Source organism: Mesorhizobium sp. P2_B11, from assembly GCF_056404855.1.
Genome location: NZ_JBFUDF010000001.1, coordinates 556,294 through 578,762, shown reverse-complemented (window position 1 = coordinate 578,762; position 22,469 = coordinate 556,294). Strand labels below are relative to the sequence as shown.

Genomic DNA, 22,469 nt, shown 5'->3' with positions numbered 1-22,469 from the left:
GAATGGTCCCGGCAGGTAACTGCCGGGACCATGTCGCATTGCTTACTGGCCGGTGACGATCTTGGTCCAGCTGCGCGTGATCAGGCGCTGGGTCTTGGGGTCGTAAGGCTGGACCGTATAGAGTTTCTTCAAGGTCTCGGCATCCGGATAGACCGCCGGATCATCCAGCAGCGCCTTGTCGACGAACTGCTGCGAGGCCTTGTTGCCATTGGCGTACAACACATAGTTGGACGACTTGGCGATCACTTCCGGCTTCATCATGTAGTTGAGGAATTCGAGCGCCTCGGCGACATGCGGCGCATCGGCAGGGATCGCCATCTGGTCAAACCACATCTGCGCGCCTTCCTTCGGCACCGAATAGCCGATCTCGACGCCCTGCTTGGCCTCCACGGCGCGGTTGCGCGCCTGGAAGACGTCACCCGACCAGCCGACCGCCAGGCAGATGTCGCCATTGGCGAGCGCGTTGATGTATTCGGACGAATGGAACTTGCGGATATACGGCCGCACCTTCAGCAAGGTCTCCTCGGCCTTGGCGATATCGTCGGGCGAGGTGCTGTTGGGGTCGAGCCCGAGATATTTCAGCGCCGCCGGGATGATGTCGGCCGGAGAATCCAGCACGTAGACGCCGCAGTCCTTCAGCTTGGCCAGGCTGTCGGGATTGAAGAACACATCCCAGCTGTCGATCTTGTCGGTGCCGAGTGCTGCCTGCACCTTCTTGATATTGTAGCCGATGCCGACCGTGCCCCACATGTAGTTGATCGAGTATTCATTGCCCGGATCGTATTTGGCGGTCCGTTCCAGAACGGTGTCCCACATGTTGGAAATGTTCGGCAGCTTCGACTTGTCGAGCTTCTGGAACACGCCGGCCTGAATCTGGCGCGCCAGGAAGTTGCCGCTGGGCACGACGACGTCATAGCCGCTGCCGCCGGCAAGCAGCTTGGTTTCGAGGATCTCGTTGGAATCGAAGGTGTCATAGACGACCTTGATGCCGGTTTCCTTGGTGAAGTCCTCGATGATCGAACTGTCGATATAATCCGACCAGTTGAAGACGTTGACGACGCGGTCCTCAGCGTGGCCGCCGACGGTGAAAAGCGTCAGAAATGCCGAGGTTGCCGAAAGCCAGAGCGCTTTGCGGATCATGCTGTTCTCCTTTGATGAGTGTTCCTTCGCCAATTCGTCGCAGTTTCAGCGCGATTGGGCATTTGCTTCAGAGTATTGAGCTTTCCGGGCAGCCACAAGCGCCAACTGCCGGCTGCATGCGGGCGGTTCGACGAGCGGTGGATGATGGCGCTGTGTCCCCGTCTGAGGGGCACGCTGCCGCCGTCAAAGGCTTTCGCCGTGGCGCGGGCAGGGATACGACACTGTGATCCGGTCTTGGTCCGACCGGCGGGGACACTTGGCAAGATAAGCCTGTCTTGTTGTTGCCGTGTCCCCAGCCTCCCGTGCCGCAGCGAGGTTGTCAATGGCCCGCGCGGGGGACGCCCGTCAATAAGGTGTGCGCCGCGTCAATTAGGAGATGGCAGGCCGGTGACACCTGGCCGCGCCGGCCGCGCCTGGCGCTTGAATTCAAGCCCGATATGGACAAGCAGCGCTGCGACCACAACGGCGCCGCCGATGATGGTGCGCACCGAGGGCACCTCGCCATGGACGAGCCAGACCCAGATCGGGCCGAGGATCGGCTCGAACGTACCGAGCAGGGCAGCGATGGCCGCCGGAACCAGCCGGGCGCCGGTGGCGAAGAAGGCAAGGCCAAGACCGAGATTGACGACGCCGAAGGCAAACAGGAAAGCCATGTCGTGGCCGGAGACGGCGAACTGCGTGGCTTGCGACGCGGCGAACGCCGCCGCGAGCACGGTGCCGAGGCAGGTCGCCGGGGTCATCCGCACGTGGGCGAAGCGCCGGGTGATGACGGTGGCAATCGAAAACATCACGGCGATCAGCAGCGACAGACCGTCGCCGATCGGCGATACCGCGCCGTCGAGCGATTCCGACACCATGATGGCGACGCCGGCGATGACGGCGGCAATCGCCACCCAGGTCGCGACGGCGACGCGTTCGCGAAACAGCACCCAGGCAAGCAAAGCCGCCAACAGCGGCACGCCGGCCTGCATCAACAGGATGTTGGCGACGGTGGTGTAGGCCAGTGCGACGACGAAGCATGTCGAGGCGGTGGCAAAGCAGATGGCGACGGCAAGGCCGGGCAGGCCCATGTCGCGGAACAATCTGAGCATGCCGCGCCAACCGTCGCGCCAGGCCATGAAGCCGATGAGGAAAGCGGCCGCCCAGAGCGAGYGCCAGAACACCACCGTCCAGCTGTCAGCGGTGTCGATGAAGCGGGCAATGGTGCCGCCAAAGCTCCACATCAGCGCCGACAGGAACACCAACAGGAACCCGACGCGCTCGTCGCGCGGCGACACGGTCGGCGAAATGGCTGTCGGGGACGATGCGGTATCGGTCATGGGCTGCGACTGTCGGCTATCTCGGGACGGCATGATGCACAATGGACGACAGAAACGTGCCGCATTCGCCTAGCGCAAAGTTGACGGCCGGGCGTGGTCCAGCATGGTGTTCCGCTTAGGGCACCTAGAGCCTGTTCCATCCCGATGGGATCGGGATGGGATCATGCTCTAGGCGCCGGCAATGACGAAGTCGCCCTGGGAAAGAAGCCAGGCGACGTCGCGGCCATCGACCTCGAGATGCTCTCCAGCCTTGGGAAAGACGTAGGTAAAGCCCGATTCCGGCGCGGCGACAACGATCGACGTGTCGCCGCGATACTCGATCGCGACAATGCCGGTCAGCGCCGGCGGCTGCGGCGGTCCTGATATCTGGGTTCGACGCGGCGGCGACTGCCACATCTGGCGATTTTGACCACAGCATCCCATCATCATCTCCTGTTGTTATGCCGTCTTCGACCCGGTCGCTTGCTCAAGCAAGCAGGCGGCACCCGAGGCGGCGAGCCAGACCAGCACAAACTCAACCCAGCCGTGGCTGACGAGCGGCGCAAACAACGCCGATGGCCACAGGCTCAGGCAATAGAAACAGTCCATAAGATGCCCCAGCACGCCGGCCTTGGCCCTGACCTTGACGACGATGTCAAAGGGTCCGTCCTCGGCGGCAACGAAATGCGCGATCCGCCAGGTGGCAAGGCTGATGAGGATGAAAATGAGTTCGCTCGACATCTGATCCCCATGAGAAATTCCCGCGCGGCGGAAAGACACCGCCGCGCGAGAGACAATTTTCATCCGTTGATGACGGCGATATCCACGTCGGGATCCACCCGGATATCGATCGGATCATAGTTCCAGTCAGACAGATGCCCATTGTCTGCGCCGGCAGGGTTCATTGCGCGGGCGAACGCGCTGCAGCCGAGGCCATAGGAGCCCTCGAACGCAGTCGAGTCCAAGCGATAAGTGCCGGACAGGAGGCAAGAGTTGTCGCTGGTCGTTTCATGCCAATGAGACGTATCGGCCAGCGACGTCTGCAGCGAGAAGGACCCGCTGCCGCAGCCATGCGACGTCAGGACAGCATTGCGCAAATGATGCGCAGTGACAGACACGACGATGCGCACGTCGATGTCTTGCGGCACGACGCCGCGCCGGATGGTCGGGCATGGCACCAGCAGGTTGCGCCCGGGCAGACCGAATGCGCTGTCGGGTTCCGAAGCGAATTTCCAGGCCAGCATGTCGAAATGCACCGTTGGGGCGGTGTTGTCCGTCTGTATGGCGACGACACCGGAATACATCAGGTGATTTTTCGCTGGCCCTCCAACCTCGATCTTGAGGAGTGTCCTCTGCAGTGTCGGCGTCGGCCATTCAAGCACGAGATTGTCCGGATGGAACGCCGTCGGATTGGGCAGCACCGGATACCAGCCATTGGCGTCCGGAGTAACAAGGTGCGGCGATCCCGACGGTATCGGATAGATGTTCCAGGACAGCCCGGTGATGGCGTTGAAGGTCACGCCATTGTCGGTGCTGGCGAGCACCCGGTAGAACTGCGCTTTCGGTACATTGACGCAGCCATAGAGCTGCAACGTGCCGTGGAACGGTGTCCGCGCCAGCGGGCGGGGCCCTATTGGCGGTTTTGGACGGTTCGGACGCACTGCATAGCCGGTGACGGCATTGAAGTAGGACGCATTGTTGAGCGGCATCAGACCGGCGAACAGGATTTCCGGCACGTCCTTGCAGGGCACGACGGGCGTTTCGCAGACACGCGATATACGCGCCCGGCTGGAAGCGACAAGCGTGACCGGAGGAATGACACCGGCATTCCAGCGGACGTCGAAATAGCCTTCGGAATAGATGACTTCCTCAATGCCGTCGCCATTGGTGTCCTGGGTGACCCGGAAGGTGATATCCGGCACATCCACGATGCGCTGCCACTCCGGCAGGAAAATATCGAAGCAGCGCAGGAACGGACCGATGTAGCGGTTGAGGTCAAACCCGTCGATTTCCGCATGATGCACGCCCAGTTGCTTGGCGACCGCGGCGCGGATGGCCTCGCTGGGGTCGGACGGCTTTTTGCCGACGATGTCGTCATCGCTGCTCAGCATCTTCTGGAATTCCATCGGAAGAGGCGCCTGCATTTCCGTCGGGAAAGCGCGCGCGCCTTCAAGCTCGGCCGCCAGTGTTTCCCGCCCGCTCTGCGAGCTCGCTTCCAGACTGAGGCTTGCGGCGTTCGACAGGGCGCCAAGCGCTGTCTCGATATGGCGCTTCAGCCCCGGCAGCTTCTCCACCGGGCCTGGCCGCGGTGGCACCGGCAGATCCAGTTCCGGTATGGCCACCAGATCCTTGATCGAAGGCCTGACGAAAATATGCGGGAAGCAGATGCGCCGACGGCGCCAGCGAAGAATCCAGTCGATATCGAAGCGCGGGACATAGACGCAGAAGCGTCCGCATTTGTCGGTCTTGACGGTGGCAATGACCTCGCGCCGACAGTGGAAAGGATAGAACCATCCCCAGCGCCAGTTGGCCGGGAAATAGCTGACCAGGTTGCAGTCGGTGTCCTGCACTTCGACGGTGGCGAACGGAACGGGGTATTCGACGCCGGTGATCGGATCTTTCTTGACGACGTGCCCGCAGATGCGCCGGAAGAAGAACAGTTCGGGATCGATACGCCATTTCAACCGCTCGGCAAGGTCGGCAATGCTGTGGCCGATGAGTTCCTTGGCATCAATCTCGGCCAGCGCGGCAAGCCGCTCGGCCTGAATTCTGGTGATGATGCGTTTGTCAGGGGTGAGTTCGGCCTTATGCGCGGCCGGTTTTTCAGGCGACTTCATGGCTGCATCTCCTCTGGTTTCAACTGCGGGGGTAAAAAATCCGCAGACCAGTATCGAGTAGCAGCATTGGGCAATTAGTTATGTTAGAGGCGTCACATATACAATATACAACTCTCAATTGCACTTTCAACTTATGGATTAATATTAACCAATTACTTTATATATTCTTGCGATACCTATGTATATATCGAAATTTATCTGTGATCTATTTCATAGACATTCTGTTTTGGTTTCGACAGCCGGCCTGGAATGTCACTGGAAATCGAAGGCGCTCAAGCCGGTCACCATCTCGTCGAGGCCGAGCGGACGGGTCACCGGCGGCTCGGCGCGGGCGAGGCAGCCGATGCGTTCGCACAGCCGGCAAGCCGGGCCGACCGGCGTGGCAGCGCCCTGCCCGCTCTTAGCCGACGCCGGCAGCCCCGCGCCATAGACGATCTCGTCGCGAAAGCCGATATCGCAGCCCAACAATATAGCGGTGCGGCGCGGACGCTCGGAGAACGAGCCCTGCGGCCCTTCGAGCGTGCGGGCGATGCAGAGGAACTCGGCGCCATCAGGCATTTCGACCGCCTCGACCAGGATCTGGCCGGGCAGCGCAAAGGCGGCATGCACCGGCAGTTTCGGGCAACCGCCGCCAAAACGGTTCTGCGGAAAGCCCTGGCCGCCGGCCTTGCGGAAGCGGTTTCCGGCATTGTCGACCTCGAGCATGAAGAACGGCACGCCGGACGCGCCCGGACGCTGCAGCATGGTCAGCCGGTTGGCCGCTTGCTCGAAGGAAACGCCGAAGCGCGAGCGCAGCACGTCGATATCGTAGCGAGCCCGGACGGCCGCGGCATGAAAAGCCTGGTAGGGCATCATCAAGGCATGGGCGGCATAGCGGCCAAGTTCGAAGCGGGCGAGGCGGCGGGCTTCATCGGTGCCGAGCTTCAGCGCCTGGATCTCGCCGGCGACCGCGACCGTCATGCGGATCAGGCAGGCCTCCATGGCGACTTCGCGCAACTGGTCGAAAGGCGACAGCCGCTCGGACAGGAACAGGCGCTGCGAATGACGGTCGTAGCGGCGGCGCCAGTTCGGCATGGTGGCGACCGGCAATACCTTGACGACGATGCCGTACTCGCGCTTCAGCCAGGCTTTTAGCGCGCCGAACAGATCGTCGCCCGGGTCGAGCACGGAGGTGAAAGCTTCGGCTTCTTCCTCGAGTGCTGCAAAATGGTTGGGCCGGCGCTCGAAAATCTCGTGCACCTCGTCGATCGGCAACCGCGCGCCGGAGAGTGCGGTGGCCCGGCCCTCGCGCGCCAGAAGTTCGTTGAGATCGGACAGCCGCTCGGCCTGCTCGCGATAGGCACGAAACAGTTTTATCATCGCCGCCGACGCGTTGGGCGCCGCCTCCGCGAGTTCGATCAGCTCCTGGTCGCCCGGCAATTCACCGGCAAGCAGCGGGTCGCCGAACACTTCCTTCAAAGCCGAGATCGACCCCCGCGCCTCGCCCTGCAGTTCATGCGGGTCGACCTTGTAGACCGAGGCCAGCTTCAGGATCAGCTGCACCGTCAGCGGCCGCTGGTTGCGCTCGATCAGGTTGAGATAGGAGGGCGAGATGCCGAGGCCCTCGGCCATCGCCGTCTGGGTCAGGCCCTTGGCGATGCGGATGCGGCGGATGCGCGGCCCGGCGAAGATCTTCTGGTCTGCCATTTCTGTCCTTGACAGGAATTTTACACGGTTTGCGCGCGACGAAGAGTGCACTGCCCTTTTACAATCGTGACAAATTTACAGCGCCTGCCAGTCAAACACAACACAGGTTTTCCCTTATTTTCACCCGAAAATCCCGGTTTTCCTCGCCCCTTTCGCAGCCGCAATGTAAATGATGTCACACACCGACGACGCAAAGCCATGAGTGATGCGGCGTTGCAAGATACTGACATCGATTGATCTGGAGTGACCAATGACCGATTTTTACAACCTCGTCCCCTCGGCGCCCGAAGGCCGCTTCGACGGCATCGAACGGCCTTATTCGCCGGACGACGTGAAGCGGCTGCGCGGCTCGGTCCAGATCCGCCAGAGCCTTGCCGAAATAGGCGCCAACCGGCTGTGGAAGCTCATCCACGAGGAAGACTTCGTCAACGCGCTCGGCGCCATGTCGGGCAACCAGGCCATGCAGCAGGTGCGCGCAGGCTTGAAGGCAATCTATCTCTCAGGCTGGCAGGTTGCCGCCGACGCCAACACCGCGTCGGCCATGTATCCGGACCAGTCGCTTTATCCCGCCAATGCGGCGCCGGAACTGGTCAAGCGCATCAACCGCACGCTGCAGCGCGCCGACCAGATCGAGACCTCGGAAGGCAACGGCCTGTCGGTCGATACCTGGTTCGCGCCGGTCGTCGCCGATGCGGAGGCCGGGTTCGGCGGCCCGCTCAACGCCTTCGAGATCATGAAGGCGTTCATCGAGGCGGGCGCCGCCGGCGTCCACTATGAGGATCAGCTGGCCTCGGAAAAGAAGTGCGGCCATCTCGGTGGCAAGGTGCTGATCCCGACCGCTGCGCATATCCGCAACCTCAATGCGGCGCGCCTTGCGGCCGATGTGATGGGCACGCCGACGCTGGTCGTGGCGCGCACCGACGCGGAAGCAGCCAAGCTTTTGACCTCCGACATTGACGAGCGCGACCAGCCCTTCGTCGACTATGACGCCGGCCGCACGGTCGAAGGCTTCTACCAGGTCAGGAACGGCATCGAGCCGTGCATCGCGCGCGCCATTGCCTATGCGCCGCATGCCGACCTGATCTGGTGCGAAACCTCCAAGCCCGACCTGGCGCAGGCCAAGAAGTTCGCCGAGGGCGTGCGCAGGCATCACCCGGGCAAGCTGCTCGCCTACAATTGCTCGCCGTCGTTCAACTGGAAAAAAAACCTCGACGACGCGACGATCGCCACGTTCCAGCGCGAACTCGGCGCAATGGGCTACAAGTTCCAGTTCATCACGCTTGCCGGTTTCCACCAGCTCAATTTCGGCATGTTCGAACTGGCGCGCGGCTACAAGGCAAGGCAAATGGCGGCCTATTCCGAGCTGCAGGAAGCCGAGTTCGCGGCCGAAGTCCACGGCTACACCGCGACCAAACACCAGCGCGAGGTCGGCACCGGCTATTTCGACGCGGTGTCGATGGCAATCAGCGGCGGCCAGTCCTCGACCACCGCCATGCATGAATCGACCGAGCACGCCCAGTTCAAACCGGCAGCGGAATAGCAGCAACCAACAGAGGAAACGCCCAAAAGGGCAAGGGACATAGGAGAAGAAAATGGCATCGATAAGCCGCGTCAAGGAACGTGCAGAAGAGCAGTCCACCACCATGAGCGTCGACCAGCAGGCGACCATCCGCATGCTGGCCAACGACCTGCACAGGCTCAATCAATCGGTGATGAAGGCCGTCGAGGCGGGCGTCTCGGTGGAACTGGTGCGCTCGGCCCGGCATCATGGCGGCGACGGCAATTGGGGCGACCTGCTGATCCCGGTGATCGTCACCCAGCAGAGCCACGGATGATCTTCCCTTACGGAAGCTTTGTGCTTGCGGAATCTTCCGACACGGTCGTGCACTGGCCGATTTCAACGTCACTCGCGCGTTTTCAGCGCGGGTGACTTTCGCTTTTGATCGTGCCCTCAACTACAGTTTGAAATCAGACCTTAGTTCTGGGTCTTAATATTTCCGGCTATATTTCCCAGCTCCGCCATTTCAGCTTGACATGGCGCGCGATCTCGCGCCAATTGGCTCTCATATTTCAACCCTGCATTGAAGCAGCGCCGAGTGCCCGCCCCGCCCATGTGCCCTGTGAATCGCGAGACCGACACCGCCAAACATCTGAATTCGACAGGCAGGGATGCGAACTCCGAGATATCAACGGATTTCTCCCACGTGCTCGTGGTCGGAAAATCGCCGATCAACCGGGTTGTGGTGTCGAAGATCGTCGAGAAGTCCGGGCTGAAGCCGATCTCCGAGTCGCCCGAAATGGCGACCAAGACATTGCGCACCCTTAGTCCGGGCGCGGTCGTTCTCGACGGCGGCGCCGACAACAAGGACTGCGACGCACTGATGTCGGCCATCGGCGCCTTGCGGCGCGCGTCGGGCCGGTCGCTGCCTTCGGTGATCCTGCTTTCAACCAAGACCGGCACGCCCGAAAGCCTCGGCCTGTCCAGCGTGATCGACGTGGTGGTGACCAAGCCGATCACCACCGAAAGGCTGCAGCCGGTGATCGACCGGCTGATCGGCCTCGGGCGCGGCTGACCGCACTCCGCGCCTCACTGTCTGAAACGAGGCAAGGCGGTCAACCTTTGCTGTCGATGCTTTCGATCAAAGCCGGCAGCTCGCCCAGATCAACAATCTGCCGAAAGCGCGGTGCCGAGACCGGTGGCTCGACATGCTCCAGCACCCAGGTCAGTTCGTGCGGGATATAGACGCCCCAGCTGCCGGCCTCGATGGCTGGCACCACATCCGACTTGAGCGAATTGCCAACCATCATGCTGTCCTGCGGGCTGCCGTGGCGGCCAAAGATCCTGGCGTAGGTGGCGGCGCTCTTGTCGCTGACGATCTCGACGGCATCGAACAGGTCGCCGAGGCCGGAGGCTTCCAGCTTGCGTTCCTGATCGAACAGATCGCCCTTGGTGATCAGCACCAGATGAAAGGCGCCGGCGAGCTTTTCCACGGTCTCGCGCGCATGCGGCAGCGCCTCGACCGGATGTCCCAGCATGTCGCGGCCGGCGGCCAGGATTTCGGCGATGGTCGAGGCCGGCACACGGCCCTCGGTGACCTCGATCGCCGTTTCGATCATCGACAAGGTGAAGCCCTTGATGCCGAAGCCGTAGACGGCAAGGTTGCGCTTTTCGGCCTCGAGCAGCCGCGCCGAGATGTGCTCAGCCTCGCCATGGTCGGCGAGCAGTGCGGCAAAGCGCTTTTCGGTCGTGCGGAAGAACTGTTCGTTCTGCCACAGCGTGTCGTCGGCATCGAAGCCGATGGTGGTCAATTTGCCGGGCATGCGGTGTCTTCTGCTGCTCGATCTGCGGGAGGCCGACCCTAATCTGCGCGGAGCGATTTTCAACCAGGAAGGCGAACGTCCTTGTTTGACGCAATTCTCATCTAGGCGGCCTCCCCTTCCCTTCCATCACCCGCCCCGGCTATACTGCGAAATCCGCAACCCAAACTGGTGAATGATGCCGCCTGCAAAAAAGGAAGTCCGTCCGTCGAGCCGCGGAGGACGCGTCCGCACGCCTGCCTTCGTGAAAAACCAACGCGGCGTGAAGAACTGGAAGGAAGTCAGCGCCTGGCTAGAATGGCGCGGCATCGAAGACATAGAATGCATCACCCCCGACCAGGCGGGCGTCGCCCGCGGCAAGATKATGCCGTCTAAGAAGTTCACCTCCAACACCTCGCTGGCGCTGCCTTCGGCGGTGTTCATGACGACGATTTCGGGCGGCTATCCCGAGGATGGCAACGGTTTCCATTATCCGGAAGACGATGGCGACCTGAAGCTGATGCCGGATCTGTCGACGCTGACCGTGGTGCCGTGGGAAGAAGACCCGACGGCCGCCGTCATCTGCGATCTCGTCCATCAGGACGGCCGCTCGGTGGAGTTCACGCCACGCAATGTGCTGAAACGCGTGCTGGCCGCCTATGACAAGCGTGGGCTGAAGCCTGTGGTGGCGCCCGAGATCGAATTCTACCTGGTGCGCAAGAATCCCGATCCGGACTATCCGCTGACCCCGCCGGTCGGGCGTTCGGGACGGGCGATCGGCGGCGGCGCCGGCTATTCGATCGCCGGCGTCAACGAATTCGACGAACTGATCGACGACATCTACCATTTCTCCGAGAGCCAGGGCCTGGAGATCGACACGCTGATCCACGAAGAGGGCGCCGGCCAGCTCGAGATCAATTTGCGTCACGGCGACCCGATCGAGCTTGCCGACCAGGTGTTCATGTTCAAGCGCACCATCCGCGAGGCAGCGCTGAAGCACGAGATCTACGCCACGTTCATGGCCAAGCCCATCCAGGGGCAGCCGGGCTCGGCCATGCACATCCACCAGTCGATCATCGACAAGAAGACCGGCCAGAACATTTTTTCGGCCGAGGACGGCTCGGAAACCGACGACTTCTTCCATTTCATCGGCGGCATGCAGAAGCATGTGCCGAACGCGCTGGTGATGTTTGCGCCCTACGTCAATTCCTACCGCCGGCTGACGCAATCGGCCTCGGCCCCGGTCAACAACAAATGGGGCTATGACAACCGCACCACGGCGTTCCGCGTGCCGCGCTCGGACCCGGCGGCGCGGCGTGTCGAAAACCGCATCCCGTCTTCCGACGCCAATCCCTATCTGGCGCTGGCGGCGTCGCTTGCCTGCGGGTTGATCGGCATGACCAACAAGATCAAGGCCGAGCCACCGGTGCTGACCACCGCCAACGCAGACGAGATCGACCTGCCGCGCGGGCTGCTCGAGGCCGTCGACCTGTTCGAAGGCGACGAGGAACTCTGCGCCCTTTTGGGCAAGTCCTTCGCCGCCACCTATGCGGCGATCAAGCGGGCCGAATTCGAGACCTTCATGGAAGTGATCAGCCCGTGGGAGCGGGAGTACTTGTTGCTGAATGTTTAGGCGGCGATGCGTGAATGGTGAACAGTGAATGGTGAGTAGTTTCATCTTGGATGGATGAGCGCAGAAGACTCGTCTTCTCGCAGCCATTCACTATTCACCGTTCATTGGATTCATTGGCGTTCCCATGACCTATCAATCTCCGATTTCTCCGGGCCGCTCGTGGTATGAGGATACGGCCGGCCTCCGACCTGAATACCCTTCGCTAGACGGTGATCGCCAATGCGATGTCGTCATTGTCGGCGGAGGCTTCACGGGCCTGTCCGCCGCCGCCCATCTTGCCAAGGCCGGAACGGACGTCGTTCTGATCGAGGCGTATCGCTTCGGCGACGGCGCCTCCGGGCGCAACGGCGGCCAGCTCGGCACCGGCCAGCGCGCGTGGGCCGAGGAGCTGGAGGCGGAATACGGCTTCTCCCGCGCCAAGGCGCTGTTCGACCTTGCCGAGGAAGCCAAGGCGCATCTGCTCGAATTCGCCGCCGTCAACCAGATCGATATCGACTATATGCCGGGTCAGCTGTCGGTGGCGCACAAGCAGCGCTACGTCGACGACTACAAGGCGCATGCCGAGATCATGGCGAGCCGCTTCAACTATCCGCATATCGCCTTCATGGATGCCAGGGAAACGGCCGAGCGGCTGGGCTCCACGCGCTACTTCGGCGGTACCCGCGACACCGGCACCGGGCACATCCACCCGATGAAGCTGGTGATCGGCACGGCAAAAGTGGCGGCAGCGGCGGGCGCCCATCTGTTCGAACAGACGCCGTCGACCGGCATCACGTCCAGCGGCGGCACGGTGAAAGTCACGACGCCGAGAGGCACGATCACCGCGCAGAAATGCCTGATCGGCGTCAATGCCTATGGCGGCACGCTCGAGCCGGTGAGTGCCGCGCACATCATGCCGATCGGCTCCTTCATCGGCGCGACGGTGCCGTTGGGCGTCGATTCGAAAGTGCTGCCGGGCGGCGAAGCGGTCGACGATTCCCGGTTCGTGGTGCGCTATTTCCGCAAATCCAGGGATGGAAGGCTGCTGTTCGGTGGGCGCGAAGTCTACGGCGTCAACGATCCGAAGGACATCCATATCCATATCCGCCGGCAGATCGCGGAACTCTATCCGGAGCTCCGAGATGTCGAGATCACCCATGGCTGGGGTGGCTATGTCGGCATCACCGTGCCGAGAAAACCGTTCGTGCGCGAGGTGATGCCCAATGTGATCTCTGCCGGCGGCTATTCCGGCCACGGCGTCATGCTGTCGAACTTCTTCGGCAAGCTCTATGCCGAGACCGTCGCCGGCAATCGCGACCGGCTGAAGCTGATCGAGGACCTGAAAATCCCGGCCTTCCCCGGCGGCCGGCGCTTTAGAACGCCATTGTTGTTCCTGGCGCTCAACTGGTTTGCCCTGAGGGATCGAATATAGGGAAAGTATCTCATATCGGCCCGGCTGATACCGGGCTGATTCTATTGAGATGTTGGTTGCCGTAGCGAGACGTTGCGGAATCCTTAACAAGGGCGCAGAATTCCTCCCAAGGGCGCACTGATGCCACAATCAAGGGCAAAGGATGCCGGTTCTGGGCGATTGAACGGGGATTTCTGCGGGCTTGCCCGCTTTGTTGTTGGGACCGATGCCGATCGAATGCCGCACTACTGGCGCTGATCGAAAGAACACCGGCCCGCCTTTTGGAGGTGGCAAGAGTGAACGAGCCCTTCAGTTTCGGCGCGCCGGAACGTCGGCGCTTTGCCATGCAATTCGGTTATGACATGCGGCCCTCCTTCTGGCAGGGCGTGCGCACGAATTCGCATCTGGTGATCGCCGCAGTCGGCACCGCAGCGCTGCTTGGCGTGGCGGGTATCGCGCTTTGGCTGGCGTTGCCGGCCAACGACCGGCAAGCGGTCGCCAGCACACAGCAGAACGTTCCGACCATTCCGGTCAAGACAACCAAGATCGCCCCGGTCACGCCCGCAACGACAGTTGCCGTGGCAGCGGCGCCGCAAGCCGCGCGCAAGGGCGACGCGGTTTCAACGACGGTGGCTGCCGGGGCGGCCGCGATACCGGCGCTGGCGGCCAACGATCCGCGCTGGACTGCGCCGCAATCGAACAGCGACCCCGCAGCAACACCGTCCGACCAGGCCGCGGCTGAGCAGGCTGCCGCCAAACCGTCAGATGCGGCAGCGTATGAGGAACCGTCGGCGCAGAGCGATGCCACCACGCAACTGTCCAAGGTTGCCGCACCAGACCCCGCAGCGAAGGACGGGCACACCGATGGCGCCGAAACCGCCGCGATCCCGACGCCAAAGCCGCAACTGCCGGACGCGCAATCTTCCGCCGCAACGGACGAGGCCAAGACCAAGCCCCAGAAGGTGGCCGCTGCCGCCGGCACCGGACGTATTCTCAGGACGGTGACAATGCGCACCGGCCCGCAGAAGAATGCCGCCGCCATGGGTACGGTGCCCGCCAAGGCGTCGGTGCAGGTGGTGAGCTGCAAGAAATGGTGCCAGATCGTCTACAACGGCAAGCGCGGCTGGATCTACAAGAGCTACATCAAGACCGGGGCGTGAGATAACGACGTCATCGAAGCTGCCAGTTTCTGGTCAGCCGCCGAGCAGCCATCTGAAACGGTGCCTTCTGCGAGCAAGTCTGCGCTTCGCTACGAAATCCCGGTGTTCCTCGAACGGCACTTCATAAAGGCCACACGTTTGGCAGCTTTTTGGCTTGCCGCATACCGGGATCCAGCATTTCACATCGTGCGTCCAGGCGAGCGCGATCCTTTCCAGATGAAGGTTGGACGAACTTTTCAGCAGGATCAGTTCTCCTGGGACTGCCGTCTGTTTGATATGATCCGAAACTTCCTTGGCGCTGCGAAGCTCAACGAAACGGCCGCTGTCACGGTCGGCCTGGCTGGCGCGCGAGCGATGCGCATTGTCGCCGGTGTAGATGACCTGATCGGCGATTTCGCGCGCGATCTTGTAGGTCGTGCCGTACTTTCTCGACGAGCCGGCGTAGTCGGATATCTGGCCAAGCACGATGCGCTTCCGAGTGGCCTTGGCCTTTGCAATCATCTCCAGGGCGATGTTGAGCGAGTGCCAGGGCGCTTTGGCCGTATCGACCAGGAATTGCGGACCTGCTTGTACCACTTGCACGGTGGAGCGGTTGGGTAACGGTTCAAACGATGCCGTTCGCGCCGCAACTGTCTCCGGCGGGACGCCAAGTTCCAAGGCGGTGGCAACGGCCGCTGCAGTCGGCAGCCAGAATTGCTCGCCGGGAAAAGGCGCCTGAACAGTCAAGCTGCCAGCGCGCCAATGAAGGGTGAACCGAAGCAATTCCGGATACGCGGCATACACATCACTCACGCGGTAGTCTGCCTCTACGGATTGGCCGAAGGTCGCAATTCGGCACTTCGCGCCAGACGCCATACCGAGCACCAGTGGGTCATCGCAATTGAGAACCGCAAGTCCATCGGGTTGGATTGCCTCGACCAGCGCCCGCTTCTCTGCCGCCACAGCGTCCAGAGTCCTGAATTTACCGAAGTGCTCCAGCCGGACCATCGTGACCACCGCCACGCTTGGCTTCAGCATCTGCGCCATTGCGCCGATCGAGCCGAAGTCGGAAGCGCCGGCTTCGAAAACGACGTAATCGACTTTGCCGGCCTTCCTCAGGCGCTTGTAGAGCGTCCGAATAAGCGCAGGCATCGTGTTGGCCTGGGCCTGGAGATGCACCTTGCCTTGGGCGCCCAGTAAATGTGCAAGCAGGCTGGTGGATGTGGATTTGCCGGAGCTGCCGGTAATGCCGATGAACGTCGCCTTGCTACGCGCTCGCACCCAGCGCGCCTGCAGCCGTCGCAGCGCCCAACCCAGGTCCTTGCGAATTTTCCGGAATTCCAGTTTCACAACCCGCCGGTTTTTAGCACAGCCTTATATGCGTCGTGCCAAATTCTGGAGTCAAACGGTACTGGCGCTCGGGCCATAACTTTAGCGACCGAGAAGCCGCAGCAGTCTCAGCTTGCGGCGCTTCGATTTTCTCTGCGCCACAAATTCGCGGTGCTGCTCAAACGGCACTTCATAGAGGCCGCATTGCTCGCATCCCTCGGTCTTGCCGCATACCGGAACCCAGCACTGGACGTTGTGGGTCCAGGCAAGTGCGACACGTTCGAGGTGAAGGCTGGATGAGCTCTTGATCAGGATCAGCTCGTCCGGCTGCGCGGTTTGTGCGACATAGTCCGATACTTCCTTTGCCGTGCGCAGTTCGACGAAGCGGCCGCTGTCGCGATCAGCCTGGTTTGCCTTTGAGCGGTGGGCGTGATCGCCGGCATAGATCACCTGGTCAGCGATCTCGCGCGCACCGCTATAAGCTTGGGCATACTTGTTATTCGAGCCGGCAAAATCCGATAGCTGGCCAAGAACGATGCGTTTTCGCGCGAATGTGGACCTGGCTACCATGTCGAAAGCAAGGGTCAGCGAATGCCATGGCGCCTTTGCGGCGTCCACGATGAAGTGGGGGCCGCCGGCGGGGACGAGCACCTGACCGCGGTTCGCCAGGGGCTGGAACGTCGCAGTCCTGTCTTTTACGGTCTGCGGAGGCACTCCCAGCTCCAGAGCGGTTGCCGCGGCCGCGACCGTCGGCAGCCAGAAATGCGCGCCGGGGAACGGCGTCTTGATGTCGAGCACACCGCCGCGCCAATGGAGGGAGAATCGCAACGGCTTGGGATAGGCGGCCTCGATATCGCTGACGCGATAATCCGCCTGCTCCGATGTGCCGAATGTGACGGCCCGGCAATCGCTCACCGAGGCCATGCCCAGCACATGTGGGTCATCGGCATTGAGCATCGCGAAGCCGCCCGGCTCCAGCGCCGCGACCAATGCGCTCTTTTCATGCGCGACGTTTTCCAGGGTCTTGAAACTGGCACGATGCTCCAGCCGGACCATCGTGACAACAGCCACGTCAGGGCGAAGCAACTCGGCCATTGGCCTGATTGTGTCCGGACCGGAGGCGCCAGCCTCGAACACGACGTAGTCGGCTTTGCCGCCCTTCCCCATTCGCCTGGATAGCGTCGAGACCAACAGCTTCATCGTGTTGGCCAGAACCTGTGTATAGACCGAACCGTGGCCCGCCAGGATATGTCCAAGCAGGCTTCCCGCCGTCGTCTTGCCGGAACTTCCGGTAATGCCAATGAACGTCGCCTTGCTTCTCGCCCGCGCACGTCTGGCGAGGTAAAGCCGCAGCCGCCAGCCCAGATCGTTGCGACTTTTCTGCCGCCTGTTCCTCATCACCCGCCAACACCATCCACGATCCGTTATGCCTTTCGGTGGATCGTGAAGTCAAACTGGGGCCTGGCGTGACGACGTCAACTGTTCGTTCCTTGGCCGGCCGGCGAACCGATGCGAAGTCTTCCCAACGTTGCTGTGCCTGCCATGCCTGCGAACAGAGGGCTACTTCCCCTGAATGGCTCAGATGCAGCGTCCGCCGTCGACCTCCAGCGCCACGCCGGTGATGAAGGCGGCTTCGTCGGAAGCGAGCCAGAGCGCGGCGTTGGCGATATCGAGCGGTGTCGACAGCCGGCCGAGCGGGATCGAGGCGCGGAATTTTTCGCGGATTTCGGGCGTGTCGGTGCCCATGAATTTCTCCAGCATGGCGGTTTCACCGGCGACCGGGCACAGGCAGTTGACGCGGATGTTCTTCGGCGCGAGCTCGACCGCCATCGACTTGGTGGCGGTGATCGCCCAGCCTTTCGACGCATTGTACCAGGTGAGGCCCGGCCGCGGCCTGAGACCCGCGGTCGAAGCCGTGGTCAGGATGACGCCGCCGCCCTGCCGCTCCATGATCGGCACCACGGCAAGTGCGGCATGGTATATCGCCTTCATGTTGACGGATGTGATCAGGTCGAAGGTCGCCTCGTCGACGTCGAGCATGTCGCCATTGCGATGGGTATAGCCGGCATTGTTGACCATGATGTCGATGCGGCCGAAGGCGCTTTTGGCGGCGTAGACCATCTCGTCGAATTCAGAGCGCTGCGAAACGTCGGTCTGCGTCCAGATCGCGGCCTCGCCGATCTCGGCGGCGACACGCTCGGCGCCCTTGGCGTTGAGGTCGGCGACGACGACCTTGGCGCCCTCTTCGGCAAAGCGCCTGGCCATGCCTTCGCCGAAGCCCGCCGCAGCACCGGTTATGACGGCAACCTTGTTTTCCAGACGCATGCTTTTCCCGCTCATTCCAAGATCACCTCGCAAGTGAATTTCTCTCTTTGTTTCGATGCATGTCGACCTCTCAAAACCGGGGCCACTTTTGAGCGACATGCATTAGCTTTCGTCACATTCCCGCTCTATGTTGCAGGTGCGAAAGCTCCCCGGGACCCTCTGACAACGACAAGCCTCCGGGTGGCAGCCAGTGTCAAGGCACATTTGGACCGAATCAATATGGAGTGATTGGTCCTTGATGTGACACCATGGCACTGGATAATTTAAATCGATTAGATTATATCAGCCGCGTCACAGCGAGCGGCGTCAAAGCGGACAGACCATGACCAGCCAGATCATCCCCGTCGATCCTTTCGACTTCATCATCTTCGGCGGCACCGGCGACCTGTCGGAACGCAAGCTCCTGCCGTCGCTCTACCATCGCCAGCGCGACCATCAGTTTTCCGAGCCGACCCGCATCATCGGCACGTCGCGCTCGAAGATGACCGACGCCGAATTCCAGGCTTTCGCCAGCCAGGCGATTTCCGATCATGTCAAGCCGGCCGATATCGACCCCAAGGAGCTGAAGACGTTCCTTGCCCGGTTGTCCTACATCCCGGCCGACGCTACGACCGGCGCAGGCTTCGACAAATTGAAGAAGGCGATCGGCGACAGCGACCGCATCCGCGCCTTCTATCTCGCTGTGGCGCCAGCGCTGTTCGGCGATATCTCGCACAAGCTGAAAGAGCACAAGCTGATCACGCCGAATTCGCGCATCGTGCTGGAAAAGCCGATCGGCCGCGACCTTGCCTCCGCGCGCGCGCTCAACGACGCCGTCGGTGACGATTTCGACGAAAGCCAGATCTTCCGCATCGACCACTATCTCGGCAAGGAGACGGTGCAGAACCTGATGGCGCTGCGCTTTGCCAATGCGCTCTACCAGCCGCTGTGGAATTCCGCGCATATCGACCATGTGCAGATCACGGTCGCCGAAACCGTCGGTCTCGAAGACCGCGTCACCTATTACGACAAGGCTGGCGCGCTGCGCGACATGGTGCAGAACCACATGCTGCAGCTCTTGTGCCTGGTCGCCATGGAAACGCCGTCCTCGATGGACGCGGATGCCGTGCGCGACGAGAAGCTCAAGGTGCTGCGCGCGCTGAAGCGCATCAACGGCAACGAGGCGCCCAAGCATACGGTGCGTGGCCAGTACCGTGCCGGCGCGTCGGCCGGCGGCGCGGTGAAGGGTTATGTCGAGGAACTCGGCAAGGACAGCACCACCGAAACCTTCGTTGCCATCAGGGCCGAAATCGGCAACTGGCGCTGGGCCGGCGTGCCGTTCTATCTCAGGACCGGCAAAAGGCTGGCAAGCCGGGTTTCGGAAATCGTCATCGAGTTCAAGCCGATCCCCTTCTCGATCTTCGACGAGAGCGCGGGACCGATCTTCGCCAACCAGCTGGTCATCCGGCTGCAGCCCGACGAAGGTGTCAAGCAGTTCATCATGATCAAGGATCCGGGTCCGGGCGGCATGCGGCTGCGCCAGATCCCGCTCGACATGAGCTTCGCAACGTCGTTCGACGGTCGCGCGCCCGATGCCTACGAACGGCTGATCATGGATGTCGTGCGCGGCAACCAGACGCTGTTCATGCGCCGCGACGAGGTCGAGGCGGCATGGAAGTGGATCGATCCGATCCAGAACGCCTGGGAAAGCGCCAGGCAGGAAGCGCAAGGCTATACGGCCGGCACCTGGGGCCCTTCGGCCTCGATTGCGCTGATCGAACGCGACGGGCGGACATGGCACGAGAGCAATTGAGCGAGCCCGCCTATAACTGGAACGGCTTTGCCGGGCGCCAGGACCTGGCGGCAGCCCTTGCCGGCAATGTCGCGGCGCGGCTGACCAAGGCCATCGACGAGCGCGGCGGCGGCCTGCTCGCCGTTTCCGGCGGCACCACGCCGGCGAAGTTCTTTGCAGCGCTTTCGGCGATTCCGATCGCCTGGAACAAGGTGACGGTCACCCTGGTCGACGAACGGTTCGTGCCGGCCTCCTCGCCACGCTCGAATGCCGGGCTGGTTGCCGCCAACTTGCTCCAGAACGCGGCCGCAGCCGCGCATTTCGTGCCGATGTATCATGAGGCTGCAAGCATCGAGACCGCCGCAGCGTCCGACGACACGGCACTCAAGGCACTGGCCTGGCCGCTCGACGTCGTCGTGCTCGGCATGGGCGGCGACGGCCACACCGCGTCGTTCTTTCCCGATGCCGACAATCTTCCCGCCTTGCTCGATCCTGCTTCGCGCAGAATCGTGCTGCCGGTGCATGCACCGAGCGGCGGCGAGCCGCGGCTGACGCTCTCGATGGCGCGCATCATCGCCGCCGGCTTCATCGCGCTGCATATCGAAGGCGAGGACAAGCTTACCGCCTTCGAGGATGCGATGGGACCGGGAAAGCACAAGCCTATCCGCGCCGTGATCGATGCCTCGCCCAAGCCCGTAGAGGTGTTCTGGGCGCCCTGATTTCAACTGCCATAGTCCCGGCAGACGGTGGAGGACGTTCTCCGGGGCTTGAAAGGATTGACCGCCATGACAGCCAGACGCGACATCGAAGCCATCACGGAACGCATCCGCCAGCGCTCGAAAGCCGGACGCGAACGCTATCTCGGCCGCATCGCCGAGGCCTCGAACCGCACCGCCAACCGGGCGGTGCTGTCCTGCGGCAACCTCGCGCATGGCTTTGCCGTCTGCAGCCCGTCTGAAAAGCTGGCGCTCGGCGCCGACAAGGTGCCGAACCTCGGCATCATCACCTCCTACAACGACATGCTGTCGGCGCATCAGCCGTTCGAGACATATCCGGCGCTGATCAAGGAAGCCGCGAAGGAAGTTGGCGGCATCGCGCAAGTCGCCGGCGGCGTGCCGGCCATGTGTGACGGTGTCACCCAGGGACAGCCCGGCATGGAGCTGTCGCTGTTTTCACGCGACATCATCGCCATGGCGGCCGCGGTCGGCCTGTCGCACAACATGTTCGATGCCGCCGTCTATCTCGGCGTCTGCGACAAGATCGTGCCGGGACTGGTGATCGCGGCCCTCACCTTCGGCCATCTGCCGGCGGTGTTCATCCCGGCCGGGCCGATGACGACGGGCCTGCCCAATGACGAGAAGGCCAAGGTTCGCCAGCTCTATGCCGAAGGCAAGGCCGGACGCGCCGAACTGCTCGAAGCCGAGTCCAAATCCTACCATGGGCCGGGCACCTGCACCTTCTACGGCACCGCCAACTCCAACCAGATGCTGATGGAGATCATGGGCCTGCATACGCCCGGCGCCTCCTTCGTCAATCCGGGCACGCCGCTGCGCGACGCGCTGACGCGTGAGGCGACGAAGCGGGCGCTGGCGATCACCGCGCTCGGCAACGCCTACACGCCGGTCGGCCGCATGATCGACGAACGCTCTTTCGTCAACGGCGTGGTCGGCCTGCACGCCACCGGCGGCTCGACCAACCACACCATCCACCTGATCGCCATGGCGGCAGCCGCCGGCATCACGCTGACCTGGCAGGACATTTCCGACCTGTCGGAAGCAGTGCCGCTTCTCGCCCGCGTCTATCCGAACGGGCTTGCCGACGTGAACCATTTCCACGCCGCCGGCGGGCTTGGCTTCCTGATCCGCGAACTGCTCGACGAAGGCATCCTGCATGAGGATGTGCAGACGGTGTGGGGCGAAGGTCTGCGGCCCTATGCGGTCGAGGCCAGGCTCGGCGAAGACGGCAGCGTGGTGCGCGAGGCCTCGCCACTTGAGAGCGGCGATGAGAAAGTGCTGGCGCCGTTCAAGAAGGCCTTCCAGCCGACCGGCGGCCTGAAAGTGCTGGCCGGCAATCTCGGCCACGCCGTCATCAAGACGTCGGCCGTGAAGCCGGAACGCCGCGTCATCGAGGCGCCGGCAAAAGTGTTCGACAGCCAGCAAGGTCTCAACGAAGCCTTCAAGGCCGGCACGCTCACCGGCGACTTCATCGCCGTCATCCGCTTCCAGGGGCCGAAGGCCAACGGCATGCCGGAACTGCACAAGCTGACCACTGTGCTCGGCATCCTGCAGGATCGCGGCCAGCGCGTCGCGCTGGTCACCGACGGGCGCATGTCGGGCGCTTCCGGCAAGGTGCCGGCGGCGATCCATGTGACGCCGGAAGCGGTCGAGGAAGGGCCCATCGCCCGTATCCATGACGGCGACATCATCCGGCTCGACGCCGACGCCGGCACACTGGAAGTGCTGGTGCCGGGGCCGGAGCTTGCGCTGCGCCGCACGGCCGACATCGATCTCATCGGCAACGAGTTCGGCTTCGGCCGTGAGCTGTTCGCCGGTTTCCGCCAGCTGGTCGGCCGCGCCGATCATGGCGCCAGCGCTTTCGGCACCGCCTGAGCCATCATTCACGCG

The 22,469-nt window shown here is 62.5% G+C and carries 19 protein-coding genes; 9 read left to right on the top strand and 10 right to left on the bottom strand.

From position 1 onward, the window contains the following. Nucleotides 1-42: 42 nt before the first annotated feature. The 6 genes from AC1DYJ_RS02625 to AC1DYJ_RS02600 all read right to left on the bottom strand — a co-directional run bounded on the left by AC1DYJ_RS02625 (nucleotide 43) and on the right by AC1DYJ_RS02600 (nucleotide 6,961). A complete protein-coding gene (locus tag AC1DYJ_RS02625; RefSeq protein ID WP_477279726.1) occupies nucleotides 43-1,140 on the bottom strand; it encodes a polyamine ABC transporter substrate-binding protein in 1,098 nt (365 codons plus the stop codon). Nucleotides 1,141-1,505: 365 nt separating this feature from the next. After that, a complete protein-coding gene (locus tag AC1DYJ_RS02620) occupies nucleotides 1,506-2,459 on the bottom strand; it encodes a DMT family transporter (protein ID WP_477425930.1) in 954 nt (317 codons plus the stop codon). A 168-nt stretch (nucleotides 2,460-2,627) separates the two neighbouring features. Next, nucleotides 2,628-2,855 (bottom strand): hypothetical protein, encoded by a 228-nt coding sequence (locus AC1DYJ_RS02615; RefSeq protein ID WP_477279722.1) that lies wholly within the window; start codon nucleotides 2,853-2,855, stop codon nucleotides 2,628-2,630. A 42-nt stretch (nucleotides 2,856-2,897) separates the two neighbouring features. Then, nucleotides 2,898-3,179: a DUF1360 domain-containing protein gene (locus AC1DYJ_RS02610; protein WP_477279720.1), complete on the bottom strand. Its 282-nt coding sequence runs from the start codon at nucleotides 3,177-3,179 to the stop codon at nucleotides 2,898-2,900. Nucleotides 3,180-3,238: 59 nt separating this feature from the next. Further along, nucleotides 3,239-5,275, bottom strand: coding sequence for a hypothetical protein (locus tag AC1DYJ_RS02605; RefSeq protein WP_477279718.1), 2,037 nt, complete (start codon nucleotides 5,273-5,275; stop codon nucleotides 3,239-3,241). 252 nt (nucleotides 5,276-5,527) lie between these two features. After that, nucleotides 5,528-6,961, bottom strand: coding sequence for a helix-turn-helix domain-containing protein (locus tag AC1DYJ_RS02600; RefSeq protein ID WP_477279716.1), 1,434 nt, complete (start codon nucleotides 6,959-6,961; stop codon nucleotides 5,528-5,530). Between the two features lie 250 nt (nucleotides 6,962-7,211). Between AC1DYJ_RS02600 and aceA the strand changes: the two genes are divergently transcribed. The 3 genes from aceA to AC1DYJ_RS02585 all read left to right on the top strand — a co-directional run bounded on the left by aceA (nucleotide 7,212) and on the right by AC1DYJ_RS02585 (nucleotide 9,534). Then, nucleotides 7,212-8,501 carry an isocitrate lyase gene (gene aceA / locus AC1DYJ_RS02595; protein ID WP_477279714.1) on the top strand — a complete coding sequence of 430 codons (1,290 nt, stop codon included), beginning with the start codon at nucleotides 7,212-7,214 and terminating at the stop codon, nucleotides 8,499-8,501. 52 nt (nucleotides 8,502-8,553) lie between these two features. Further along, on the top strand, nucleotides 8,554-8,796 hold the full coding sequence (locus AC1DYJ_RS02590) for an SMc00767 family acetate metabolism repressor (protein WP_006202762.1): 243 nt from the start codon (nucleotides 8,554-8,556) through the stop codon (nucleotides 8,794-8,796). A gap of 276 nt (nucleotides 8,797-9,072) precedes the next feature. Continuing rightward, complete coding sequence (locus tag AC1DYJ_RS02585; RefSeq protein WP_477279712.1) at nucleotides 9,073-9,534, top strand: response regulator; 462 nt, start codon at nucleotides 9,073-9,075, stop codon at nucleotides 9,532-9,534. Between the two features lie 40 nt (nucleotides 9,535-9,574). Here the strand turns inward: AC1DYJ_RS02585 and AC1DYJ_RS02580 are convergent, their stop codons facing one another. After that, nucleotides 9,575-10,282, bottom strand: a complete 708-nt coding sequence (locus tag AC1DYJ_RS02580; protein WP_477279710.1) for an HAD family hydrolase — start codon at nucleotides 10,280-10,282, stop codon at nucleotides 9,575-9,577. A 172-nt stretch (nucleotides 10,283-10,454) separates the two neighbouring features. On the opposite strand from AC1DYJ_RS02580, the gene AC1DYJ_RS02575 reads away from it, so the two are divergent. The 3 genes from AC1DYJ_RS02575 to AC1DYJ_RS02565 all read left to right on the top strand — a co-directional run bounded on the left by AC1DYJ_RS02575 (nucleotide 10,455) and on the right by AC1DYJ_RS02565 (nucleotide 14,441). Further along, nucleotides 10,455-11,891 (top strand): glutamine synthetase family protein, encoded by a 1,437-nt coding sequence (locus AC1DYJ_RS02575; RefSeq protein ID WP_477425928.1) that lies wholly within the window; start codon nucleotides 10,455-10,457, stop codon nucleotides 11,889-11,891. 124 nt (nucleotides 11,892-12,015) lie between these two features. After that, nucleotides 12,016-13,302, top strand: coding sequence for an NAD(P)/FAD-dependent oxidoreductase (locus AC1DYJ_RS02570; RefSeq protein WP_477279707.1), 1,287 nt, complete (start codon nucleotides 12,016-12,018; stop codon nucleotides 13,300-13,302). 275 nt (nucleotides 13,303-13,577) lie between these two features. Further along, nucleotides 13,578-14,441 (top strand): SH3 domain-containing protein, encoded by an 864-nt coding sequence (locus AC1DYJ_RS02565; protein WP_477279705.1) that lies wholly within the window; start codon nucleotides 13,578-13,580, stop codon nucleotides 14,439-14,441. Nucleotides 14,442-14,474: 33 nt separating this feature from the next. Here AC1DYJ_RS02565 and AC1DYJ_RS02560 read toward each other — a convergent pair whose 3' ends face one another. From AC1DYJ_RS02560 to AC1DYJ_RS02550, 3 genes are all read right to left on the bottom strand, one after another. Continuing rightward, on the bottom strand, nucleotides 14,475-15,770 hold the full coding sequence (locus tag AC1DYJ_RS02560; RefSeq protein WP_477279703.1) for a Mur ligase family protein: 1,296 nt from the start codon (nucleotides 15,768-15,770) through the stop codon (nucleotides 14,475-14,477). An 81-nt stretch (nucleotides 15,771-15,851) separates the two neighbouring features. Next, nucleotides 15,852-17,147, bottom strand: a complete 1,296-nt coding sequence (locus AC1DYJ_RS02555; protein ID WP_477279701.1) for a Mur ligase family protein — start codon at nucleotides 17,145-17,147, stop codon at nucleotides 15,852-15,854. Nucleotides 17,148-17,327: 180 nt separating this feature from the next. Further along, nucleotides 17,328-18,074 (bottom strand): SDR family oxidoreductase, encoded by a 747-nt coding sequence (locus AC1DYJ_RS02550; protein ID WP_477280200.1) that lies wholly within the window; start codon nucleotides 18,072-18,074, stop codon nucleotides 17,328-17,330. 322 nt (nucleotides 18,075-18,396) lie between these two features. Between AC1DYJ_RS02550 and zwf the strand changes: the two genes are divergently transcribed. The 3 genes from zwf to edd all read left to right on the top strand — a co-directional run bounded on the left by zwf (nucleotide 18,397) and on the right by edd (nucleotide 22,454). Continuing rightward, nucleotides 18,397-19,866, top strand: coding sequence for a glucose-6-phosphate dehydrogenase (zwf, locus tag AC1DYJ_RS02545; RefSeq protein ID WP_477279699.1), 1,470 nt, complete (start codon nucleotides 18,397-18,399; stop codon nucleotides 19,864-19,866). Then, nucleotides 19,848-20,564 (top strand): 6-phosphogluconolactonase, encoded by a 717-nt coding sequence (gene pgl, locus AC1DYJ_RS02540; protein ID WP_477279697.1) that lies wholly within the window; start codon nucleotides 19,848-19,850, stop codon nucleotides 20,562-20,564. Before zwf ends, pgl begins: the two co-directional genes overlap by 19 nt. Nucleotides 20,565-20,630: 66 nt before the next feature. Continuing rightward, nucleotides 20,631-22,454 (top strand): phosphogluconate dehydratase, encoded by a 1,824-nt coding sequence (edd, locus tag AC1DYJ_RS02535; protein WP_477279695.1) that lies wholly within the window; start codon nucleotides 20,631-20,633, stop codon nucleotides 22,452-22,454. Nucleotides 22,455-22,469 lie beyond the last annotated feature (15 nt).

What these genes read in the sequence shown, in the direction of transcription:
- edd (WP_477279695.1), top strand. Translation starts at nt 20,631, where the DNA reads ATGACAGCCAGACGCGACATCGAAGCCATCACGGAACGCATCCGCCAG.
- AC1DYJ_RS02555 (WP_477279701.1), bottom strand. Translation starts at nt 17,147, where the DNA reads ATGAGGAACAGGCGGCAGAAAAGTCGCAACGATCTGGGCTGGCGGCTG.
- AC1DYJ_RS02600 (WP_477279716.1), bottom strand. Translation starts at nt 6,961, where the DNA reads ATGGCAGACCAGAAGATCTTCGCCGGGCCGCGCATCCGCCGCATCCGC.
- AC1DYJ_RS02605 (WP_477279718.1), bottom strand. Translation starts at nt 5,275, where the DNA reads ATGAAGTCGCCTGAAAAACCGGCCGCGCATAAGGCCGAACTCACCCCT.
- AC1DYJ_RS02570 (WP_477279707.1), top strand. Translation starts at nt 12,016, where the DNA reads ATGACCTATCAATCTCCGATTTCTCCGGGCCGCTCGTGGTATGAGGAT.
- aceA (WP_477279714.1), top strand. Translation starts at nt 7,212, where the DNA reads ATGACCGATTTTTACAACCTCGTCCCCTCGGCGCCCGAAGGCCGCTTC.
- AC1DYJ_RS02610 (WP_477279720.1), bottom strand. Translation starts at nt 3,179, where the DNA reads ATGTCGAGCGAACTCATTTTCATCCTCATCAGCCTTGCCACCTGGCGG.
- pgl (WP_477279697.1), top strand. Translation starts at nt 19,848, where the DNA reads ATGGCACGAGAGCAATTGAGCGAGCCCGCCTATAACTGGAACGGCTTT.
- AC1DYJ_RS02615 (WP_477279722.1), bottom strand. Translation starts at nt 2,855, where the DNA reads ATGTGGCAGTCGCCGCCGCGTCGAACCCAGATATCAGGACCGCCGCAG.
- AC1DYJ_RS02585 (WP_477279712.1), top strand. Translation starts at nt 9,073, where the DNA reads ATGTGCCCTGTGAATCGCGAGACCGACACCGCCAAACATCTGAATTCG.
- AC1DYJ_RS02625 (WP_477279726.1), bottom strand. Translation starts at nt 1,140, where the DNA reads ATGATCCGCAAAGCGCTCTGGCTTTCGGCAACCTCGGCATTTCTGACG.
- AC1DYJ_RS02580 (WP_477279710.1), bottom strand. Translation starts at nt 10,282, where the DNA reads ATGCCCGGCAAATTGACCACCATCGGCTTCGATGCCGACGACACGCTG.
- AC1DYJ_RS02590 (WP_006202762.1), top strand. Translation starts at nt 8,554, where the DNA reads ATGGCATCGATAAGCCGCGTCAAGGAACGTGCAGAAGAGCAGTCCACC.
- zwf (WP_477279699.1), top strand. Translation starts at nt 18,397, where the DNA reads ATGACCAGCCAGATCATCCCCGTCGATCCTTTCGACTTCATCATCTTC.
- AC1DYJ_RS02550 (WP_477280200.1), bottom strand. Translation starts at nt 18,074, where the DNA reads ATGCGTCTGGAAAACAAGGTTGCCGTCATAACCGGTGCTGCGGCGGGC.